The following is a 19,389-nucleotide window of genomic DNA, read 5'->3' on the forward strand; positions in this document are numbered from 1 at the left end:
GCATACACCGCCTTTCCAGACTCGGGCTTGCCGCTGAAATCGAAGATCGCGAAGTCGTGACCCATCATGCCATACGGGAGTTGCGACGTCAGCAAGGTGAACGGCGCGAAGAAGACGGAGGCCTCCGGTGGATGCGCCATCCCGTTGGCCCCGACGGATCGCAAATGGGCTAATTCAGTGAAGACGATGCCCACTTGAGGCTGTTGTCGTACCCGACGTAGATGTTGTCCGTCGGGTCGACGGGGGAATCGACAATATTCCCTTGGCGAGGACTCCCACGGGCCCTCCCAGCCGCCGAGGTGCAGAAGCACCCCTTGCCGTCGGGACCCGCGGCTGGCCTCGCCGAAAACCGGCGCTCGTGGCACTTAGCGCCCCCGTGAATCGCGCGCGACCGAGCGCAGGATGTTTGAGATCTTCCCCCGACGACAACCCCCGACACAAATTGCTTCGCGGGTGGGCGTCGGCGGGGCGGTGGCGGGGCGCTGGGCCCGGCACCGTGGAGGCGCGACAAGAAGGCAGGCGAGCAGGTGGCGCATCAATGGCATACGGTGCTCCGAACCGAGAATGGTGAGCGTGTTGGCCGGGCGATGGTCATCGCCCACGCACCACGCGATACACGCCAATCCACGGGAGATCGTCTTCGTCCTCGTGGACAATCGCGACGAACGATCCGCCGAAGGACCAAGGCCGCATCTCCAGACGCGGCGGCAGGATGCGCGGCGGCACCGGGACGTGCCCAGCCACGCGACCACCGACGATGACGTCCCAGCTCCCGAGCGCGCCGTTCGGCCCCGGCCTGCCGACCCACCACTCCCCCGCCGGCGAAACGTCGATGGTCAACCAGGGTGGGAGCGTGGTGGGGATCTTGGCAATCGTGAGGACGTTGCCGGGATCGGCGAGCTTCGCCGGAAGCTTCGCACGCCACGCCTTCCAGACCGAGTCTCGAACCGCAGGAACGATTGAGACGGCGCGGTCGGGGAGGGAGACCGTCTGCACCGTGTCCTTGCCGGAGAGCACGACCCACCTCGACCGACCGGTGGCGCCAAGCACCAGGCGCCCTGACTGATCGAACGTCGCCCGACCCGCGGGCGAAAATGGCGCCCCCTGGATCACCCAGTCTCGCGACTCCCACCTCATGAACCGGTCATTCTTGAGGTCGTGGAACCAGGTGAGAGAGTCCAGCCTCCCATTCGGGAGGACGCGCACCGCGGCGGCGTTGTACCCTATGCCGCTGCGAGGTGACTCGAAGATCAGTGTCCCATCGGCCGTGGCCCACCCTGGAAATCCGACGGCATTCAGCTTGAACAGCCGCTCATCGAGGAGCCGATTGTCCGGGCCGATCCGGGTCAAGCGCGCAAGCTGAGGATCGTGGACGACCAGCGTGTCACCCTGCAGGACAATCTGGGCCCGCTGTGCCTCGCGAGGCCCCGCCCCCTGTGCGATCACGGTCCGAACGAACTTTCCCGCCGCATCGAACCTCGTGACCCGCGCGGGCTTCTGCTCGGCGACGTACACCTCGCCACCGCGCGTGACGGCGACGCCGAGAATGTTGCCAATGGCTCCAGGGCTGCCCTCGGCCGGTCGGATGGCGTGGTCGAGTTGCAGCCGCCAGGTCGGAACAGCCTGGGAGTGCCCGGCCGACGCGAGGAGCAATGAGCAGAGGCAGAGCAAGCGGAAACGCATGCTGAAACCAAGACGAGGGAGAAGCAGACTGGTCGTGCAGGTGGGAACTGACCCTTGAAACAACACCACCCCCTCCGGGATCCGGAAGGGGTGGCGGATTATGCGGCCGCGGCTGAATGGTGCATCACCGCGCCAGCACGACTCCCAGCCCGCCGAAGAACTTGCCCGCGTTCGGGTTGTTCTCGGCGTAGCGCGTCGTGAGCGCCAAGTTCGACCCGACCTGGTAGCCGCCCTCGCCGACGAGGTGGAGCGGCCCGACGTGCACGCCGAGGTTGAGCGCCGTGACGATGCGCATCCCGGAGAGCTTCGGCTCGAGGACCTCGCCGACGGTGCCGGTTCCAGGATCGCGTGAGCGACCTCGCCCTTGCCCGAGGAGGTCGACGCCAGCGCCGGCCGCAATTCGAACCAGCCGAAGCGCTTGCCGGTGAAGAGCCACACGTCGATCGCCGAGGCGTTGAAGGTCCCCCCGTCGTCTGGCCATTAGTGGTGCCGCCCATCTGCACCGTCGGCGTCGAAGCGCCCATGATGGAGGAGCGAGACGGTCGGCAGCTTCGGACTCGACATCCCGGCGCGAATGCCTGAGTGAGCGCGACGGTCGCGTCACCGGATGGTGCGGCTCCCCCGGGACCGGCGTGAAGAAGGTTGGTGCGGTTCCGCGCAGGATCACCAACGCCGAGGCGGAAGTCGATGCCGACGACGCCGGTGGGCATCTGCTTCTGGAGAGAGCCCATCGCGAATCACGCGCGGCGCATAGAGCTGCGCGGCGGCCGACGGGAACGGTGTCGGTGTTGCCGGCCCAGGTGAGGTCGGGGACGACGGCCATCGCCGTGGTGGCGCGGAGGCCGAGCGCAATGTGCCCGAAGCGGCCGATCACGCCGGCACTCCCGAGCCGCGGATTGCCGCCGTTCATCAGCAGCGCCGCGAGCGGGTGGATCATGGTGATCCCGTCGAGGGCCGCCGTGCAGACCTTGGTCCCCGCCGCGGAGAGGCCGGTCGGGCAGACCACCACGGTGGTATCGGTGGTGGTCTGGGCGGCGGCCCGGGTGGTGGGCACCAGGAGCACGGCAACAGCGAGCAGGACGAAACGACGCACGGCGACTCCGATCAGAGGTCGCCGTGCGAAATCGCAAGAACTACACCGCCGGGAGTGCACCCGTAACCCATTGTTTCACAACCGATTACGGGGCACCCTGGCGGCGGCGATTCCGGCCATCCCTGCCGGAGCGGCAAGAATGGCCGGGGCCTCGGGCTCGGTCCGGGCAGGTAGGAAGACACGCAAGCAGGTGAGCGAGACTTCCGAAGGTCGGCATACCTGATGATTGTGTGGCCCCCGATTGTGCAATTCCCACTTCCACCCGAAAATGTCATTGAAGGCACTAGCACGAGTCAGAGCCACACGGACGGATCCGAGCATGGGCACAACTCCCACCACGTTTGAGAAGGTACTCGCGGTCCCTCTCGTCATCTCGGCGATGGTGGTCGCGGGTCTCTTGATCCGACGGGAGCTTGAGACGACTCCACCGCCGCCATCCGATCTTTCGGTAGCGACGGTGGACGACGACGACTGGAAACGTGATCGACGCTCCGTTGCCTTGGATCCCAGGACGCCCCCCCGGTCACCATCGTCGAATTTGGTGACTTCGAGTGCCCTGCCTGCAAGTCTTTCGCAACAAATACGCTTCCGCGGCTTCGACAAGAGTATCCCGGACACGTTCGAGTCATCTATCGGCATCGGCCTTTACTACAACACCGATTCGCGAGACAGGCAGCTGCGGCGGCGGAATGCGCACGGTCGAGGAGGTCATTTCGAACCTTTCCATGACCTTCTCTGGTTCCCAAGCAGGATTCATTGGGGCTCCTGCCTTGGGGCGGCTTGGCAATCGCGGTGGGGATGGCGGATTCCGCAGGGTTTGAAGCGTGCGTCCATGAAGCGCGCCAGCAGATATTGGCAGTCGACTCTGCGTTGGCGGACCGCCTCGGTGTGGCGGCCGTGCCAACAATTGCTATCAACGGTTTGCGTCTCGGGGGCGTGCCGGATTTCAAGAGACTATCTGGCCTCGTCGACTCGATCCTTGGGCGTCGTTAGGGAGTCCGGCGCTGAATCTTCGGCGCTGGGTAGCACCACACAATTACTCGGAGGTATTCAATGGCGTTGCGACACATCTTGATGGCGGCTGCATTCGTGACAACGGTGGGTGGCAGCTCCCTGCTTGCCGAGCCCGCCGCTCGGGAGTCCGGCGGCGGGGGGTGCCCGCATTACTCCGCCTTCCCTTCGGAGACCTGCGTTGACGAGTCGTCACGCGTTCAGTGGTGTCAGGAGAAGTTGAACACCTATTACCCTGGACAGGGCTGCACGGCCATGTCTCCTGGCAGTGAGCACGCGTGCGGTGTGGCGAGCCAGGGCTACACCATCAACTGCAGGCTCGTGGTCCCGTGAACAGGCCTGCGTGGCGAGCCGGACGTACCCGGCGAGGACCCAGTTCGCGGGGGCTCACTGCCCGCCACGCAGGTACCCGCCTGTCTGCATCACTGCATGCCTTGGTGGGTTTGTGCCTAATCACGACGAGCTTCCATCAAGACTTGCCCGCTCAGGCGGGAAGCCCACCGAGGCCGCTCGCAGTTGCGAGAGATCTTGTGATTGGGGGAAACGAAGTGGATCTAAGCCCCGTCTCCTCGGTCGCCGTCTCTGCACGGGGGACAATCGCGGTGGGTCAGCGAGCCGATGCGCAAATCCGAGTGTATTCGCAGCGCGGGGCGGAGCTCTTCCGGTTCGGTCGCAAGGGGGCCGGGCCAGGCGAATTCCAAATGCTTGGTGGCTTTGTCGGCTGGGTGGGCGACACGCTTGGGCCACAGACGTGGCCCTTCGACGCCTGACTTTATTCATCCTGATGGTGCGCTGCTGCGGACTGTCAGTAATCCGCACCCAACTCTGCCTCACGGAGCATTCCTGCTCCGCTCCAAAACAAGGGGAAATGTACATCACGGGGATTGGCGCAAACGGCACAGCGATGGCCTTCTCGAGCCTCGTCGGAGTATCAATCCCGTCCCTCTGGCGAGCGGATCCCAAAGCCCTCCAGTCAACGATTTGGCTTCAGTTGCTCGACGGCACTGAGGCGACATTTCTGGGTTTCGAGCCGAACCGGACCAACGGCTGCAGCGAAGGGGCGTATAGCTACTACCAATTCGCCTGTCCATTGACCCTCACTGCCTTCAGTCCCACTGCCGACCGGTATGTCGTAGCAAGACCGGGACGAGTCACGGCTAAGGAAGGTAGTTATTGGCTAACGGTGGTATCCGCGCGAGGTGATTCACTGCTTCACCGACAGTTCAGATACTCCGGCACACCGACGACCGCAGCCTTCATTGATAGCAGCAGAGCCGCATGCAAAGCTCGCGAGTCCGCGCCGGCCCGCAAGTCGGCCTGTGACGACGTGTCGCATTCACCGCAATTCAGGTACCTTCACCGCGTCTTTCTAGGTCTGGATCAGACAATTTGGCTGGAACTGCGACCAGACTCGCGCGGCCCGTCACTGGTTGATTCTCAATCCCCGCGGCGAAACGATCGGGCAAGTAAACTCTGCCACCGACCTTCTTCCTATGGTCCGCCTCTCGCTCTTCGGTGTGGGGCACCGAGAGTGACAGTGACGACGTGGAAAGCGTCGTGCGATACAGGATCGGCCCTTGAAATGGTGTTACGGACCGCTTCTGGAACAACAGCGTACGACGTTTCGCGCACCCCTACTTCGCCCTTCGCGCCAGATATTCTCTCATACCATCGCAACACCCCGACTCGCCGAAGCCCACCCAGCCGTTTGCCGATCCGCCGTACCCGCTCCTCGACGGTCCGGTGGTGCAGTTTCAGGCGGCGAGCGATCTCTCGGCCTGAGATACCATCCCTGAGCAGGGCCAACACCTCAAGCTCGGCTGGCTTCGGGACAACCAACTCGTCGCAATCCACGTTGCGCGCCGGGGCAGCGGATTGCCTGGAAGGCGCCACACGGCGTACGGCGGGATGCTTGTAGGGGTTTCCTGCCCCCTACGACCGTGATGGCTTCCTTGATTTCCTCGATCGTCGCCGACTTCGGGACGAACCCCTTCGCTCCAGCCTTCAGGGCCCCCTCCATCACGGCAAAGCTGTCATAGGCCGTAAGGACGATAAACTTCTTCAGCGGATGGCACCGAACAAGGTCGGGGAGTACTTCAGGACATTCTGATCACCAAGAGCCAAGTCGATCAGGACAATTGTGGGTTCCTGCACACGCATGGCCTCAGACAATTCAGCGAGGGATCCAATGCGGTGAGGAACGTCAAAGCACTGCCGAAGCATCGCGGCCAGTGCATCCCCCGTACCCGCGTGATCTTCCACCAGGAGCACTCGCTCACGCTGCTTCATGCGGCCTCCGGAACGGGAACTCGCGCGGTCACCTCGGTCCCCACGCCGATCGTTGACCGAATCTCCAGGCTACCGCGAAGCAACTGGGCTCGCTCCCGCATCGAGTGAAGCCCCAGCCCGGCCGCGCTGCGGCGGCCAAGGTCACCGAATCCAACTCCGTCATCGCGAACGGAGACGATCAGTTCAGTCGGGCTTCGATTGACGACGACCCTGACCACGCTCGCTTTCCCATGCCGGATTGCATTCCGCATCGCTTCCTGGGCAATCCGGAATGCGGCCAATGCGGCCTCCGGAGGAATGCCCACAGGATCGCCTCGGATTTCGAGCGACAGGTCCAGGCAGTGCTGTGCACGCGTCTCGTCGAGCAGTCCTTCCAGCGCCTCCTGGAGTCCTCGGAGTTGGACCAGGCTCGGATGCATCCGGTGGGACAACCCGCGGAGATCGGCGCTGATCGCTGCGACATCCTCTCCCCACCGAGCGCGGTCGGGGTCGTCGGCGGTCCGAAGGAGTCGGGCAACGCCGTCAAGACGCTGAACCATGTCGTCGTGCAGCTCTCGCGCAATCGACGCGCGTTCCCGGTCCTGGGCCGCTAGGAGCCGCCCGGCGATCGAGGCACGGCTCCGCAACAGTCGTCCCTGCTGGATGATGACCGCCGCCGCAATGATCACCATGAGGAGACCACCCACGAGCCAGATCGCGAAGACGAACACTAGGCCGGCTCCTGCTCGCGGACACCCCGCGGTGCAAGTGAATAGCCCAGCAACGCGACCGCGACGGCTGCTACGATGTTCTTGCCAGCGTACATGATGCGCGTTTGGTCGATGCCAACGATGCCGAAGTACCGGGCTGAGAGTGCCACAAGCGTGCTCGGCGCGCCGATCATCAGAAACGCCATTCCCTGGGCAAATCGACGATCGTGATGCATCTCGTGCCTCGCAAACAGGGCGCGGTCAACCACGATAGTGCCACCGGCAATTATCAGAGCAATGCCGTGGACGAAACCTGCCGCCCGTGCTGACTCGCCGTATACTTCGACCGTCAGGAAAAGACCAGCATGGACGACGAGATAGGCGACCGCCAGCAGCAGACGAGCCCGCGATTGCCTCGGGTGGCGAAGGCCTGCCCACAGCGCAAGCACCCCACTGATCGGGTACCATACCTGAGCCACGTATTGGGTGTTGTGCAGTACGACGCGCGCAAACTGCTCCACAAGCGCGAATACTCCAGCGACTATCAGCCAGCGGGCGACAGGCCGCTCGCTTGCGAGGAGGTGACCCAGCCGGGCAGCTGCGAAGGCGGCGACGACGAGTTCGACGCCGACGTACGCCGGCTAACAGCTGCGATCAGAGGTTCAGCGTTCACACGCGGGGTTGTCGCCGAACAGGGGACTGTGCGAGTCACAGTCCGGCGGACAGGGGTGAGCCTCCTCCGCGGAGGCCGCTCGCCTCAGGCGTTGTCCCGGCGTCCGGGAGGATATCCTGGCCAGCGGAGGTGGTTGCCACCATCACGAAAGTCCAGCTCCCATCGGGCTTCGCTCCAAGGTAGACCCGGATCCCAGCGGCGGCGGGGTGGGCCAGCAGGCGGTCGAGGGCAGCTCGCTCAAAGCGTCCGGCCTTTATCGCATTGGGGTGCTGCGCACGCCAGCGGCTGGTGAGCTCGGTCGCGCCTGCAAGGTCAATGATGTGCGGGTCGTTCGACATAGGAAGAATAGCTCCGACAAGTTGAGAATGGGGTGGGCGTACGAAAGCAAAATCCCCCCCCCCCCCTTGTCGGAAAGGGGGGATGTGGGACCCCACAACAATCTCGTAGGGCAATCTGAGCCTACGGCATCGAGTCTCAGCGACCGTTTTCGACGATCCGGTAGAGCCGAATTTCGACCCCGCCACCATCGTCCACTTCGTCGTCGCATGCGAGTGCGAGCCAATGCCCACGCACGACCCCGGCATAGCCGGAACGGTGGCACGCGATCATGTGCCGCCCCAAGAAGGTCGCGTCGGCAAAGACGTCGAGGAACGTCGAATCATTCGACCGGCCGACAACCCACAGGCGGTGGAGCCCGTCGACCGAAAGGCCGAGATATTGAAAGTGCGGCAGCGGTTGTTTGCGCATGAACTTGCGCTCGGCGTCAAACTCAAGACGGATCCGCTTGCCCCCTGGGCCCGGCATACCGGCGCGCTCCAGCTTCACCCACGAGGAATCCAGTTTGGCGAACTCACGCGGTGTGAGCATGCGCGGGGGCACTGACCGCGCAAATCTCACGGGCGCCGACTTACCGCCGCCATCATATCGCCAGATCGTGTAGCTGTAGCCGTCCGCGAGCCAAAGCCGATCGCCATCGGCGACCATGGCGGGCCAGCCTCCAACCCCCATCGGCGGGGACGCCCGGTGAACTAAGCCGAGAATGCTGTCACCGGCACCGAGAACGGTGTCAGCGCACGCTCGCAGCACGCACCAACTCACGACCGGTCGGGTCGGTCCGAGTTTGGCAGGCTCCCGAGCCCCCGCCCCGCCGCCCGTGGACTCCCACCAAAGCACGCGTCCATCGGAGAAGGATACAGGCTTCCCCGGCGGAGGTGACGGCTGCTCGCGGAGGAGCTTCCCCTTCGGCGAGAAGAGCTGCAGTCGCCGACCGTTAACATCCGTCACCACGATGTTCGAATCACCAGAAAGGAGCAATTCATCGCCAAGTACTTCACCTGGTCCCTCGCCCTTCACCCCCCACCGCGCCAGGACGGCTCCGGTGCTGTCCAGCGTGGTAAATTGAGGTGATCGGCGAGGATCAGGCCGGAATGTCAGGGTGCCTGACGAGGTCAGCGCCATCGTCAGGATTCCCCGGGGGGGAAGGTCCATCTCGTTCAGCGAAAAGACGACCTGCGCCAAACTGGGGAACTCAGTCGACGACTGGATCGCACCGGCCCGAGTCCCCACCGGGGGGGGCTCCGCCTGCCGGCACGCGAGCGCACCGGCAAGGAGTGGGATGAGGCGCAGCCACGCCTTCCTCAGAGGAAACACGCGATGTACATGTCTGTTTCACTCTTCCACCCAGTGGTAACCCCGACGCATGTCGTATGAGTCGGGCCAACGTACTGCACATCGCTTGACCAGAGGCCGCACGCATTCGCGAGGTCGTAGCACCACCACGGCTTCGAAGCGCTCCACGATTCCGAGGCATGCGCAACTCCGGCGACCAGGGCCAGTGCAACGGTCACCGCCAGTGCCTTCCGAGCAATGCCACTCATTGGTCACCTCATGGGGTAGGAGATCGCGGAGCGGGCAAGATGCATCTCAGGCACGCCCCGCTCAGTGGAGCTCTGGGGTAGAGCCGCACTCCCCACGGTACAGGCGGGCAACCATTCGAACAATTGTGCGAACCCACAATCGGAGCACTTCACGGAGTGACACCGCCAAAGGTGTGACATGCTCCCGAAAGGAGCACATCACACCGTCGCCGCATCGCGTTGCCGTGCCCTGACGGGGACGGCCGAATGGCGTCCCTGGCTATTCGGCCCGGGGGGCTGCGCACGAACCCTTCGCGTCACTCAGGGCAGGTAGAACCCGGCCACATCCGCTACTGGGCCAACTCCCGCACCGCATCGCCGAGCATGGCGACCTTCGCCTTGTCGCTCGACGCCTTCCCATCGGCATCCACCTGGGTCGCGAGCCTCGTCAGCGCCGTCTTCCGCGCCGCACCGCTGGCCCGCTCGGCCGCCGTCAGCGCACCGCGCACCGCACCGATCCGCGCCGCGCTCAGCCCCTTCGACCGCTCGAGCTGGTCGACGAAGGCGCGCGCCTTCGCGAAACTCGCCGGCCACACCATCTTCGGCTGCTCCTGCGGATTGAGCTCGGTGAAGACCACCGTCTTCGCCGCGTCGATCTCGTTCTGCGAGAGGTACTTGCTCGGCGTGAGTTCGAAGACGTCGAGGCCGCGCGCAATCTCGGAATTCACGATCACGCCGTTGTACCAGTACACCGACCACGAGCCGGCGCTGGTGAGCTCGCCATCCTTGAGCGGACCGCGGTCGAAGAACGCCAGCTCGAACGGCGAGGCCGGATCGGTCCAGTCGAAGATCGAGATGCCACCCTGGTACCACCCCTGCACCATCACCTCGCGCCCCGGAATCGGGATCGGCGAGCCGTTGTGGGCCACGCAGTTCTCCCACTCGGTCTGCCGGGCCGGCATCTTGTAGTAACTCTGGAACACCATCTTCCCATTCTCGATCGTGAACAGGGCGTTGGCACCCCATTCGTACTTGTCCGACGAACGACAGCGCGGCGCACGGCCCCCGCCCCACTCATCGGTAAAGAGGACGGCCTTGCCGTTGTTGTGGAAGGTGGCCGAGTGCCAGAAGGAGAAGTTGGTGTCGGCGACGGCATCGATGCGCCGCGGATTGGCCGGGTTGCTGATGTCGAGCAACAAGCCGTAGCCGCCACAGGCACCGCCAGCCAGCCCAACCGCGGGATACACCGTGATGTCGTGGCACTGGTTCGGGCCGGTGCGCACACGCGGCGCGCCACCCGCGGCCCCACGACCACCTGCACCACCGCGCCCCGCCGCCGCGGAATCACCCGCTGCGCCGCGACCACCGCCGGCTCCGCGACCTGCACCAGCCGCGCCCGCACCCGCGGCACCCGGCGCGCCCGCGCCACCACGCGGCGCCGCGTTCGGCGCCGGCGGCGTGGTGCGCGTCGGTGCCGGGCCGAGGTCGGTGAAGATCCGCGGCGACGAGACAATCGCGGCCTTCGACGGATCGGCGAGCGGCACCTTGATCACTTCGATCCGGAAGAGCGCCGAGTTCGGGTCGGCGTCCGGCGCGAGGGCCGAGCAGCCGGGCAATTCGTCCGGCGACCGCACGCCGGCAGAACCTGAGATGTAGACGTAGACGTTGTCGGGATCGTTCTTGTCCGTGACCACGGTGTGCGTGTGCGACCCGCGACAGGTCTGCACGTTGCCGACGTACTTCGGCCGGAGTGGGTCACGGATGTCGAAGATCCGGATGCCGCGTACCCGGTCCTTGCTGACCGGCTCCGGCACGCCCTGCGTGCCGCAATCCGTCCGTCCGGTCTGCCCTTCAGCGGACACGAACAGAAGGTTCCGGAACACCGAGACGTCGCTCTGCGACGCGGGACAGTACAACCAATTGATCAGGTAGGGCCTGGCAGGGTTGGCGATGTCCCACATCGTCACGCCGTCGTAATTCCCCTGGAAGGCCGTCGTGCCGGAGAAGGCGAGGTCGCTGTTGGTGTTCAGGGCGAACGGCCCCGGCGACGGAGTGTTCGACAGCATCTTCATGTTCCAGATCGCGATGCCGGCGTCGAACTTTCCGGCCTTCAGCCCCTCGCGCGGATCGGGAGACGGCGTGCTCTTGATCTTCTGCTGCGCGGCCGCGGGCACGGCGGCGACGGCGAACACGAGACCGAGCAACGGCAACGCTCGGCGAACGGACCAACGGGAAGTGAACATCACAAACTCCTCGGCGGGGGCTGGGAAAGCGGAGGGACTAGGGACGAGCGACCGGCGGTGGCAGGGCGTCGAGCATCCCCTGCAGGAATTCGATCTCGGTGGTCTGGTCGGCGAAGACGTCGGAGGCGAAGCGGAAGACGAACTCGTCTTGCCCCGCGCCGTACGACGCGAAGAGTTCGTCCACCATCGAGACGGCGCCGCCGTGGTGCTTGATCATTGACGAGAGGAAGAAGCGGTCGAACTCGACGCCACGCAGGCCATCGAGCTTGGCCATCTCCTCATCGGTCAGCATCCCAGGCATCAACATCGCGTGGTCCATGCCGTCCATCTTCATCATCATGTGCGTCGCGTTGGTGTCCGGCACCGGCTGGCCCTGCTGGCGGAGCCAGGTCCGCATCGCGGCGATCTCGTCGCGCTGCGCCACCACGATCCGTTCGGCGAAGCGCTGCAGCGCGGCACTCGCTCCATGCGTTGGTGCCCAGCGCCCCATCTTCACCGCCTGGGCATGATGCGGAATCATCCCGGTGATGAACTTCACGTCGGCGGCCGACGGACCGGTGCGCGTCGGGGCTTGGGCGGTCAGCCCGGGGGCCACCAGCACGGCAACAAGCAGGGCGAACGGCAGAGGGGCCTTCATGGCAGGGCTCCAGCGGATGTGTCGGGAAGAACAGGGAGAATAGCCCCAGGGGCGGGTGGGCGCGAGGCCGCCCCAGCTTGATAGGTCCTTCGACGGCGCAACCATTCGACAAGCTCAGGGCGGGCTCCTTCGGGTTGCTCCGCTCAGGATGACAACGACATGGCTACCGCCGCCGCACCACCACGTCGATCGGTGCCCGCACGATGAAGCGGTAGCTCAGCTCCCACGGCGTATTGAAGAAGGCGATGCTCTCCTCGTCGTCGATCCGGTGCCACCGCGCCTCGGCGTCGAAGGTCACGCCGCCGCCGATCGGCGTGCGCCGCAAGAGGCCGAGCTCGGTGTACTTCCGCTTGCTGCGGTAGAATGCCGAATCGTGACCGGTCGAGTTGTAGTTGTTGTCGCCCGCGGCGGCGACGAAGTCGCGCCCGCGCCAATGGATCGCGAAGACCTCGACCCAGCCGCGCGGCGTGACGGACGCCCGCAGGTAGGTGCCGTGCCCCTTCGCCGGTCGATTGGCCGGGTAATTCGGATCGATGTTGCCATCACTCCAGAAGCGCCACGCCGCCAGCGACGACGCGCCGAGCGTCGGCAGCGTGCGCCGCGCCGTGGCACCGAGCGCGGTGACGCGGTTGTTGCTCACCGGCACGCCAGCGTCGTAGAGCTGCCCGCCGCGGTGTGACCAGAGATGCTGCGCCTCGATGGTGGCCCACTCGGTCGGCTCGACGCGCAAGGTGGCGCCCATCTCGAACGCCTCGCGCTGTGTCGGCGTGTTGAGTTGCTGCCAGTTGACCCACGCCTCGCCGCGGAAGATCCCGCGGGTCTCGATCCACTGGATCCCCGACTCGACCGGCGTCGTCAACTCGCGCGTCGTCACCATCAGCGGCTCGAGGAGGCCATGGCGCCGGACCGTCTCCAGCGTGCCGATGATCCCCTGCGAGTGCTCGGTCCGATAGCGGAACGAGACCACCGGGAGGAGGGTGTCGGTGAACTGCTCGCTGCCGAGTCGGCGGTCGGCGTAGAAGCCGAGGCGCAATTCGGTCCGCCGCCCGGGCTTGGCCTCGAGCCAGGTCTGGAGCTGGGTGCCGAGGATCGTTTCGCCCACCCGGTAGGGGGTGAAGAACTCGGTGTTGTCGCCGTAGAGCGCCACCCGGGCCCGCCAGTCGAGGCGTTGAGCGCTGGCCAGCGCAGGGACCAGCAGGAGCAGCCAAAGGGCCAGGAATCGGGTCGGGACGCGAATGGGAGCCTCGCACGCCAGGGAAGCCATTCCCGGCAGGCGGATGCCGCCACCGGGAGCCAGCACTATTTTAGTCGCCATGACTACTTCGCGAACCGTCCGGGTCGGGCTGGTCCAGCAGCGGGTGGGGGCCACCCCTGCCGGCAACCTCGACCGCGCCATTGAGGGAATCCGGGCCGCGGCCTCCCAGGGCGCCCAGATCATCTGCCTGCAGGAGCTCTTCGGCTGGTACTACTTCTGCCAGCGCGAAGACCACGACTTCTTCCAGCTCGCCGAGGCGATTCCGGGCCCCTCGACCGACCGCCTCTCGGCTGTCGCGAAGGAGCTCGGCGTGGTGATCGTCGCCTCCCTCTTCGAACGGCGCGCGCAGGGACTCTACCACAACACCGCCGCCGTGATCGACGCCGATGGCACGTACCTCGGCAAGTACCGGAAGATGCACATTCCGGACGATCCGCAGTTCTACGAGAAGTTCTACTTCACGCCCGGCGACCTCGGCTTCCGCAGCTGGGACACCAAGTTCGGCAAGATCGGCGTGCTGATCTGCTGGGACCAGTGGTATCCGGAAGCGGCCCGTCTCACGGCGATGAGCGGCGCGGAAATCCTCTTCTATCCGACGGCGATCGGCTGGCTGCCGCCAGAGAAGGCGGAGTACGGCGAGCGGCAGCAGGCGGCGTGGGAGACGATCCAGCGCAGCCACGCAGTCGCCAACGGCTGCTTCGTCTGCTCGGTGAACCGCACCGGCCACGAGGTGCTCCCGGGGAGCGCGGCCGACGCGCCAGGAATCGAGTTCTGGGGCGGCTCGTTCATCGCCGACCCGAATGGCCGCATTCTCACCAAGGCAGGTCAGGACGAGGAGATCCTCGTCGCCGACTGCGACCTCGGCAACGTTGACGTGGTGCGCACGCACTGGCCGTTCCTGCGCGACCGCCGCATCGACGCGTACGGCGACCTGACTCGGCGGTACATTGACTGATACTCCCGCCGCGCGCGGATTCGTGATGCCGGCCGAGTGGGCGCCGCACCGGGGCACCTGGCTGTCGTGGCCGCACCGTGAGTCGAGCTGGCCGGGGAACTTCTTCCCGGTGCCGTTCGTCATCGCCGAGATGATCCGCCACCTCGCCCCCGGCGAGGAGGTGCACGTCAACGTCGCCGACGCCGCGATGGAGGCGGAGGCGCGCGCGGTGCTCGCGGAAGCGAAGGTGGCCACGGCCAACGTCTTCTTCCATCACTTCCCGACCAACGACGCCTGGTGCCGCGACCACGGCCCGATCTTCGTGCAGCGCGACGTTGATGGCGCGCGCGAGCAGCTGATCCTCGACTGGGGCTACAACGCGTGGGGCGGCAAGTATCCGCCCTACGATCTCGACAACGAGATCCCGCGGCTCGTTGCCGAGGAGTACGGCATCGCGCGGCTGTCACCGGGGATGATCCTCGAGGGCGGCAGCATCGAGGTGAACGGCGAGGGCGTGCTGCTCACCACCGAGGCGTGCCTCCTCAATCCGAATCGCAACCCGGAGCTCTCCAAGGCCGAGATCGAGCAGTCGCTCAAGGACCATCTCGGCGTGCAGAAGATCCTCTGGCTCGGCGAGGGGATTGTCGGCGACGACACCGATGGGCACATCGACGACATCACCCGCTTCGTCGATCCGCACACGATCGTCACGGTGCTCGAGGACGACCCGTCGGACGAGAACTACGCGCTGTTGCTTGCGAACCTGATGCGTCTCGAGGCGATGACCGACGTCCACGGCGAGCCGTTCCGGATCGTCACGCTCCCGACGCCGCGCCCGGTGGTCTACGAGGAACAGCGCCTCCCGGCCTCCTATGCCAATTTCTACATCGGCAACGAGGTGGTCCTCCTCCCCGGCTACGACGCCGAGCGGGACGAGATCGCCCGCGCCACGCTGCAGGCGCTCTTCCCGACCCGCACGGTGGTGGTGATCGACTGCACGGCGCTGATCTGGGGATTGGGGGCGTTTCATTGCCTGACGCAGCAGTGGCCTGAGTAGCCGATGATCGACCATCGATGATCGATCATCGATCATCGATCATCGTACCCGGCGTTCCCCGGTTGCAACCATCTGGGCTCCCCGCCCCGTCTCAGTTTTGTGATCGCCACCATGACGCTTTCGACCCCCTTGGCTGGTTCGCCGGCCCTCGACATCGAAGTCTCCCTCGCCAAGGCGGCGGCGGGGGCGACGAGGGGCGTTCGAGCGGCTGTACCGCCGGCATGTGGCCAAGATCCACACGCTGGTGCGCCGGATGGCCGGGGACGACCTGGCCGATGACCTGACCCAGGACGTCTTTATCCGGGCGTGGCAGAAGCTGCCGACCTTTCGGGCCGAGAGCGCTTTCTCGACCTGGCTGCATCGTCTGGCAGTGAACGTGGTGCTTTCGCGGCACCGCAGTGGGCAGAGCGAGCGGAAGTGGATCCAGGATGACGAGCTTGCCCTCGGGCAGGCCGCAGGCCACTCGCCCCACCCGGCGGTCGCAATGGACCTCGAGTCGGCGATCGGTCGACTCCCCGATGGCTCACGCCAGGTGTTCATCCTCCACGACGTGGAAGGATGGACGCACGAAGAAATCGCCGACCGGCTCGGGCTGGTGGTCGGCACGTCGAAGTCGCAGTTGTCGCGCGCGCGCGCCGCGCTTCGGAGGATGCTCGATGGTCACTAACGACGACGACCCGCTCGATCCGCGCCTGATGGAGGCGATCGCGACGCTGCGCGACACGCCGCCCGTCGAGGATCTCTGGCCCGAGATCGCGCCGCAGCTGACGCCGCGCCATCCGGCCGGGACGATGCTGCTCCGTTGGCCCACCGCGATCGCCGCCGGTCTGGTGATCGCGGCGAGCTCGGTCGGCGGGACGTTGTTCCTGCTCCGCTCGGGCACAGAGGTGCCGCCCGCGGCCACATCCGCGCAGGCGGCATTGGTCACGCCCGCCGGTAATCTGGCCGACGCGCACACGCCCGCCGATCAGGCGCTGCAGCAGGCGATCGGGCAGCTGGAGGCGCGGCTGGCCAGCACCGCCACGACGCTCGACCCCAAGACGCGCGAGGGGATCCGTGCCTCGCTTGCCGCACTCGACCAGGTGATCGCCGATGCCGCCACGCTGCAGCGCGCGACCCCCGACGACCCGCGCAGCGCGCATTACCTGACGTCCGCGCTCCAGAAGAAGCTTGACGTGTTGCGCACCGTGACGCGTCGCACGGCCATCCGGACCTGATCGGGTCCCGAGGAGATCGCCATGTTCGCCACCCTGCTCTTCGCCACCACCGCCGTCGCCGGCCTGACCGCGCCGGACACCGCCGTTCGGCTCGGCAGTGGCGCCTCGATCGAAATCAACGCCCCGACGTGTGGCGTGACGGTGCGGGTCGGCACCGACGAGCGACTCAACGTCACCGGCGGTAGCATCGAGTCCGACCGGAACAACGCCGAAGTGAACTGTGACGTGACGACGCCACTGCGGGGCCGGGATGGCGGCCTGTCCGGCATGCTCACCATCACCGTGCCGCCGTCGAGTCGGGTGGAGATCACCTGCCTCTCGGGGGGCGTAACCGTGACTGGCGCGACCGACCGCCTCGACGTCACCACGATGAACGGCTCGATCCGGCTGGTCAATGGCAGCGGGCGTACCTCGCTCGAGACCGTGGCGGGCAACGTGCATGTGGCCGACTTCAAGGGCGCATCGCTTTCGATCACCGCCGTGGCCGGCGTGGTCTCGCTGGAGAACGTGGACGTGGCGGGGAAGCTGGACGCGGAGAGCATCAATGCGGGGGTGCGGATGCGCGGTGTGCGCGCGGCGTCGGTGACCGCCTCGTCGGTCAATTCGACGGTGGACTTCGTTGGCAGCCTCGACCCCGACGGGAACTACTCCTTCGAGAGCCACAATGGCGGCATCACGCTGACGTTGCCAACCAGCACCAGTGCCAGGTTGCGCGTGTCGACGGTGATGGGCAACTTCGAGACCGAGTTGAAGGGGGCGATGTCCTCCGGCTCGCGCCAGGCCCCGATGGCCCCGCCCGCCACGCCGCGTCCGGGCAAGGGCCGCACCGCACCGCCCGCAACGCCGGTGCCGGGCTTCATGGAGGAAACGGACTTCACCATCACCTACGGCAAGGGCGAGGCGCGCGTGAGCGTCGAATCGTTCAACGGCCCGATCCGCATCAAGGCGGCGAAGTGACCCTCAGCTGAACTTGGGCGGGCGACGCAGGTGGATGTCGCTCGCCTGCTGCCACACCGCCGCCAACCGCAACGCCAGGTCCTCCCGCCACAACGCCGCCACGAAGGTGATTGCCCGCGGCGCCCCCTGCTCCGAAAAGCCGCTCGGCACCACCACCGTCGGATGGCCGCTCAAGTTGGTCGCCGTCAGCACGGACCCAGCATTCGTCGGTGCGATGATCACGTCGACCGTCGCGTAGAGCGTGGCGAGCTGCTGCATGAGCAGCGTTCGCGCACGATTGGCCTGGACGTACTGCACCGCCGAGACCATGTGCGCCGAGCGGAAACTGTTCGGCCAGGCGCCCCGATTCTGCGGCGCCATCTGGTCATCGCGATTGCTGCGCGTGAGCTCCTCGAACGCCGCGGCCGCCTCGACGGTGAGGATGGTGCGCATCGCATCGGTCGGCAGGGTCTCGGGCCAACTGATCGGTGTGAGCGTCGCACCAGCCTTGATCAATGCGTCGAGCACGGGACGCTGCGCCGCATAGGCCGCCCGCTGCGCAGCCGAGGCCTCGGCTGCCGGCTCGGCGAGCGAGGGATGCACGCCGATGCGCACGTTGGTGAGCGGCCGATCGGGCTCGTAGCGGAACGGCATCGTCCGTGTCGACGGGTCACGCGGGTCGGCGCCGTGGACCGCGTCGAAGACCAGCGCCAGGTCACCCGCATGGCGGGCGATCGGCCCGACCTTGTCCATCGTCCACGAGAGCGCCATCGCCCCGTGCCGCGAGATCCGGCCGAAGGTCGGGCGCAGCCCGCTCACGCCGCAGCGCGTGCAGGGGGAGACGATCGAGCCGAGCGTCTCGGTACCAATCGCGAACGGGACGAGTCCGGCCGAGACACTGCTCGCGGAGCCTGCCGATGATCCACTCGATCCCTGCTCGGTGTTCCACGGATTCCGCGTCATCCCACCGAACCAGACATCGCCCTGAGCGAATTCACCCAGCGACGTCTTCGCGACGAGCACTGCACCGGCCTTGTCGAGCCGCTCCACGACCGCGGCCGTCTCCTCGAACCGCTGCTCCTTGAAGAGTGGTGAGCCCCAGGTGGTCGGATAGCCCGGCACCGCGAAGAGGTCCTTCGCGGCGTATGGCACGCCATGCAGCGGCCCGCGGAAGCTCCCGCGCTTTGCCTCGGCGTCGAGCACATCGGCCTGTGCGCGCGCTCGCTCCGGCGTGAGCGTGATGACGCGGAGGATCGGGTCGAACTGCGCATAGCGCGCGAGCGCGCGTTCGACCAGTTGCCGCGACGTCACGTGGCCGGCGCGGATGAGGCGGCCGAGTTGTTCCGCCGAGGCGAAGGCCCAATCGGCATCAGTGGTCGGCAGCACCAGCGGATTGGGGCGTCGGAGCGGCACCCGCGCGGTGATCGGTTGGCCCACGGCGGTGGCTCCAGCGGGGAGCGGGTCGAAGTGGAGCGCCGGCACGACCGGGTTCGGCAGCGGGACATTCCGCAGCTTGGCGAGGGACGTGAGCGTACCGTCCACCGTGGTGAGCATCATCTCGCGCTCGGCATCGGTGAAGCTGATCCCCAGCACCGCCTCCGCGGCGGCGAGCTGCTCCTTGGTCAGCGCGCGGAGCGCCAGGACAGCGCTTCGGCAGGCGTCGCAGCCGGCGGGACGGCGTCGGCCCACAACCGGTCGGCCAGGGCGATCGGGAGCCCGGCCGCGGTGGCGAGGCCGAGGAAAGTGCGGCGGTCGAAGTGCTGGGACATGGCTGGCTCCTGGGGTGGCAACCCTGCGGGGGGCTCCGGCGTCAGAG

At 66.3% G+C, this 19,389-nt stretch carries 19 protein-coding genes and 1 pseudogene; 7 read left to right on the top strand and 13 right to left on the bottom strand.

Annotation, left to right across the window (positions count from 1 at the left end; genetic code table 11):
- The 3 genes from IPG05_16015 to IPG05_16025 form a co-directional block, all read right to left on the bottom strand.
- A partial coding sequence (locus tag IPG05_16015; GenBank protein MBK6496580.1) for a hypothetical protein occupies positions 1-140 on the bottom strand: 140 nt, incomplete at its 3' end.
- Positions 141-591: 451 nt separating this feature from the next.
- A complete protein-coding gene (locus IPG05_16020; protein MBK6496581.1) occupies positions 592-1,683 on the bottom strand; it encodes a hypothetical protein in 1,092 nt (363 codons plus the stop codon).
- Positions 1,684-1,807: 124 nt separating this feature from the next.
- Positions 1,808-2,776, bottom strand: coding sequence for a hypothetical protein (locus IPG05_16025; GenBank protein MBK6496582.1), 969 nt, complete (start codon positions 2,774-2,776; stop codon positions 1,808-1,810).
- Positions 2,777-3,271: 495 nt separating this feature from the next.
- Between IPG05_16025 and IPG05_16030 the strand changes: the two are divergent.
- Positions 3,272-3,505 (top strand): annotated as a pseudogene (locus IPG05_16030) (thioredoxin domain-containing protein).
- A 51-nt stretch (positions 3,506-3,556) separates the two neighbouring features.
- Positions 3,557-3,769, top strand: a complete 213-nt coding sequence (locus IPG05_16035) for a thioredoxin domain-containing protein (GenBank protein MBK6496583.1) — start codon at positions 3,557-3,559, stop codon at positions 3,767-3,769.
- Positions 3,770-5,278: 1,509 nt separating this feature from the next.
- On the opposite strand, the gene IPG05_16040 is transcribed toward IPG05_16035, so the two are convergent.
- The 8 genes from IPG05_16040 to IPG05_16075 all read right to left on the bottom strand — a co-directional run bounded on the left by IPG05_16040 (position 5,279) and on the right by IPG05_16075 (position 13,489).
- Entirely contained in the window at positions 5,279-5,626 is a 348-nt protein-coding gene (locus IPG05_16040; GenBank protein ID MBK6496584.1) for a helix-turn-helix domain-containing protein, read from the bottom strand.
- 222 nt (positions 5,627-5,848) lie between these two features.
- Positions 5,849-6,076 (bottom strand): response regulator, encoded by a 228-nt coding sequence (locus tag IPG05_16045; GenBank protein MBK6496585.1) that lies wholly within the window; start codon positions 6,074-6,076, stop codon positions 5,849-5,851.
- Positions 6,073-6,786 (bottom strand): hypothetical protein, encoded by a 714-nt coding sequence (locus tag IPG05_16050; GenBank protein ID MBK6496586.1) that lies wholly within the window; start codon positions 6,784-6,786, stop codon positions 6,073-6,075. Before IPG05_16050 ends, IPG05_16045 begins: the two co-directional genes overlap by 4 nt.
- On the bottom strand, positions 6,786-7,286 hold the full coding sequence (locus IPG05_16055) for a hypothetical protein (GenBank protein MBK6496587.1): 501 nt from the start codon (positions 7,284-7,286) through the stop codon (positions 6,786-6,788). Before IPG05_16055 ends, IPG05_16050 begins: the two co-directional genes overlap by 1 nt.
- A gap of 626 nt (positions 7,287-7,912) precedes the next feature.
- Positions 7,913-8,422, bottom strand: a complete 510-nt coding sequence (locus IPG05_16060) for a hypothetical protein (protein MBK6496588.1) — start codon at positions 8,420-8,422, stop codon at positions 7,913-7,915.
- A 1,222-nt stretch (positions 8,423-9,644) separates the two neighbouring features.
- Positions 9,645-11,537 carry a hypothetical protein gene (locus IPG05_16065; protein MBK6496589.1) on the bottom strand — a complete coding sequence of 631 codons (1,893 nt, stop codon included), beginning with the start codon at positions 11,535-11,537 and terminating at the stop codon, positions 9,645-9,647.
- A gap of 37 nt (positions 11,538-11,574) precedes the next feature.
- On the bottom strand, positions 11,575-12,174 hold the full coding sequence (locus IPG05_16070; GenBank protein MBK6496590.1) for a DUF305 domain-containing protein: 600 nt from the start codon (positions 12,172-12,174) through the stop codon (positions 11,575-11,577).
- Between the two features lie 163 nt (positions 12,175-12,337).
- The gene (locus tag IPG05_16075; GenBank protein MBK6496591.1) at positions 12,338-13,489 is read right to left on the bottom strand and encodes a hypothetical protein; all 1,152 of its coding nucleotides are present in this window, start codon (positions 13,487-13,489) and stop codon (positions 12,338-12,340) included.
- Between IPG05_16075 and IPG05_16080 the strand changes: the two genes are divergently transcribed.
- From IPG05_16080 to IPG05_16100, 5 genes are all read left to right on the top strand, one after another.
- Positions 13,488-14,384 (top strand): carbon-nitrogen hydrolase, encoded by an 897-nt coding sequence (locus IPG05_16080; GenBank protein ID MBK6496592.1) that lies wholly within the window; start codon positions 13,488-13,490, stop codon positions 14,382-14,384. The two genes, IPG05_16075 and IPG05_16080, sit on opposite strands and share 2 nt — an antisense overlap.
- Before the next feature lie 25 nt (positions 14,385-14,409).
- The gene (locus IPG05_16085) at positions 14,410-15,420 is read left to right on the top strand and encodes an agmatine deiminase family protein (GenBank protein MBK6496593.1); all 1,011 of its coding nucleotides are present in this window, start codon (positions 14,410-14,412) and stop codon (positions 15,418-15,420) included.
- 133 nt (positions 15,421-15,553) lie between these two features.
- A complete protein-coding gene (locus IPG05_16090) occupies positions 15,554-16,087 on the top strand; it encodes an RNA polymerase sigma factor (GenBank protein MBK6496594.1) in 534 nt (177 codons plus the stop codon).
- Positions 16,077-16,637, top strand: a complete 561-nt coding sequence (locus tag IPG05_16095; GenBank protein ID MBK6496595.1) for a hypothetical protein — start codon at positions 16,077-16,079, stop codon at positions 16,635-16,637. Before IPG05_16090 ends, IPG05_16095 begins: the two co-directional genes overlap by 11 nt.
- Positions 16,638-16,658: 21 nt before the next feature.
- Positions 16,659-17,594 (top strand): DUF4097 family beta strand repeat protein, encoded by a 936-nt coding sequence (locus tag IPG05_16100; GenBank protein ID MBK6496596.1) that lies wholly within the window; start codon positions 16,659-16,661, stop codon positions 17,592-17,594.
- Positions 17,595-17,597: 3 nt separating this feature from the next.
- On the opposite strand, the gene IPG05_16105 is transcribed toward IPG05_16100, so the two are convergent.
- Both IPG05_16105 and IPG05_16110 read right to left on the bottom strand, forming a co-directional pair.
- Positions 17,598-19,262 (bottom strand): amidase, encoded by a 1,665-nt coding sequence (locus tag IPG05_16105; GenBank protein MBK6496597.1) that lies wholly within the window; start codon positions 19,260-19,262, stop codon positions 17,598-17,600.
- Positions 19,196-19,342, bottom strand: a complete 147-nt coding sequence (locus tag IPG05_16110) for a hypothetical protein (protein ID MBK6496598.1) — start codon at positions 19,340-19,342, stop codon at positions 19,196-19,198. The genes IPG05_16105 and IPG05_16110 overlap by 67 nt, the downstream gene beginning before the upstream one ends.
- Positions 19,343-19,389 lie beyond the last annotated feature (47 nt).

The organism is Gemmatimonadota bacterium, from assembly GCA_016704275.1.
In the GTDB taxonomy this organism is placed as follows: domain Bacteria; phylum Gemmatimonadota; class Gemmatimonadetes; order Gemmatimonadales; family GWC2-71-9; genus Palsa-1233.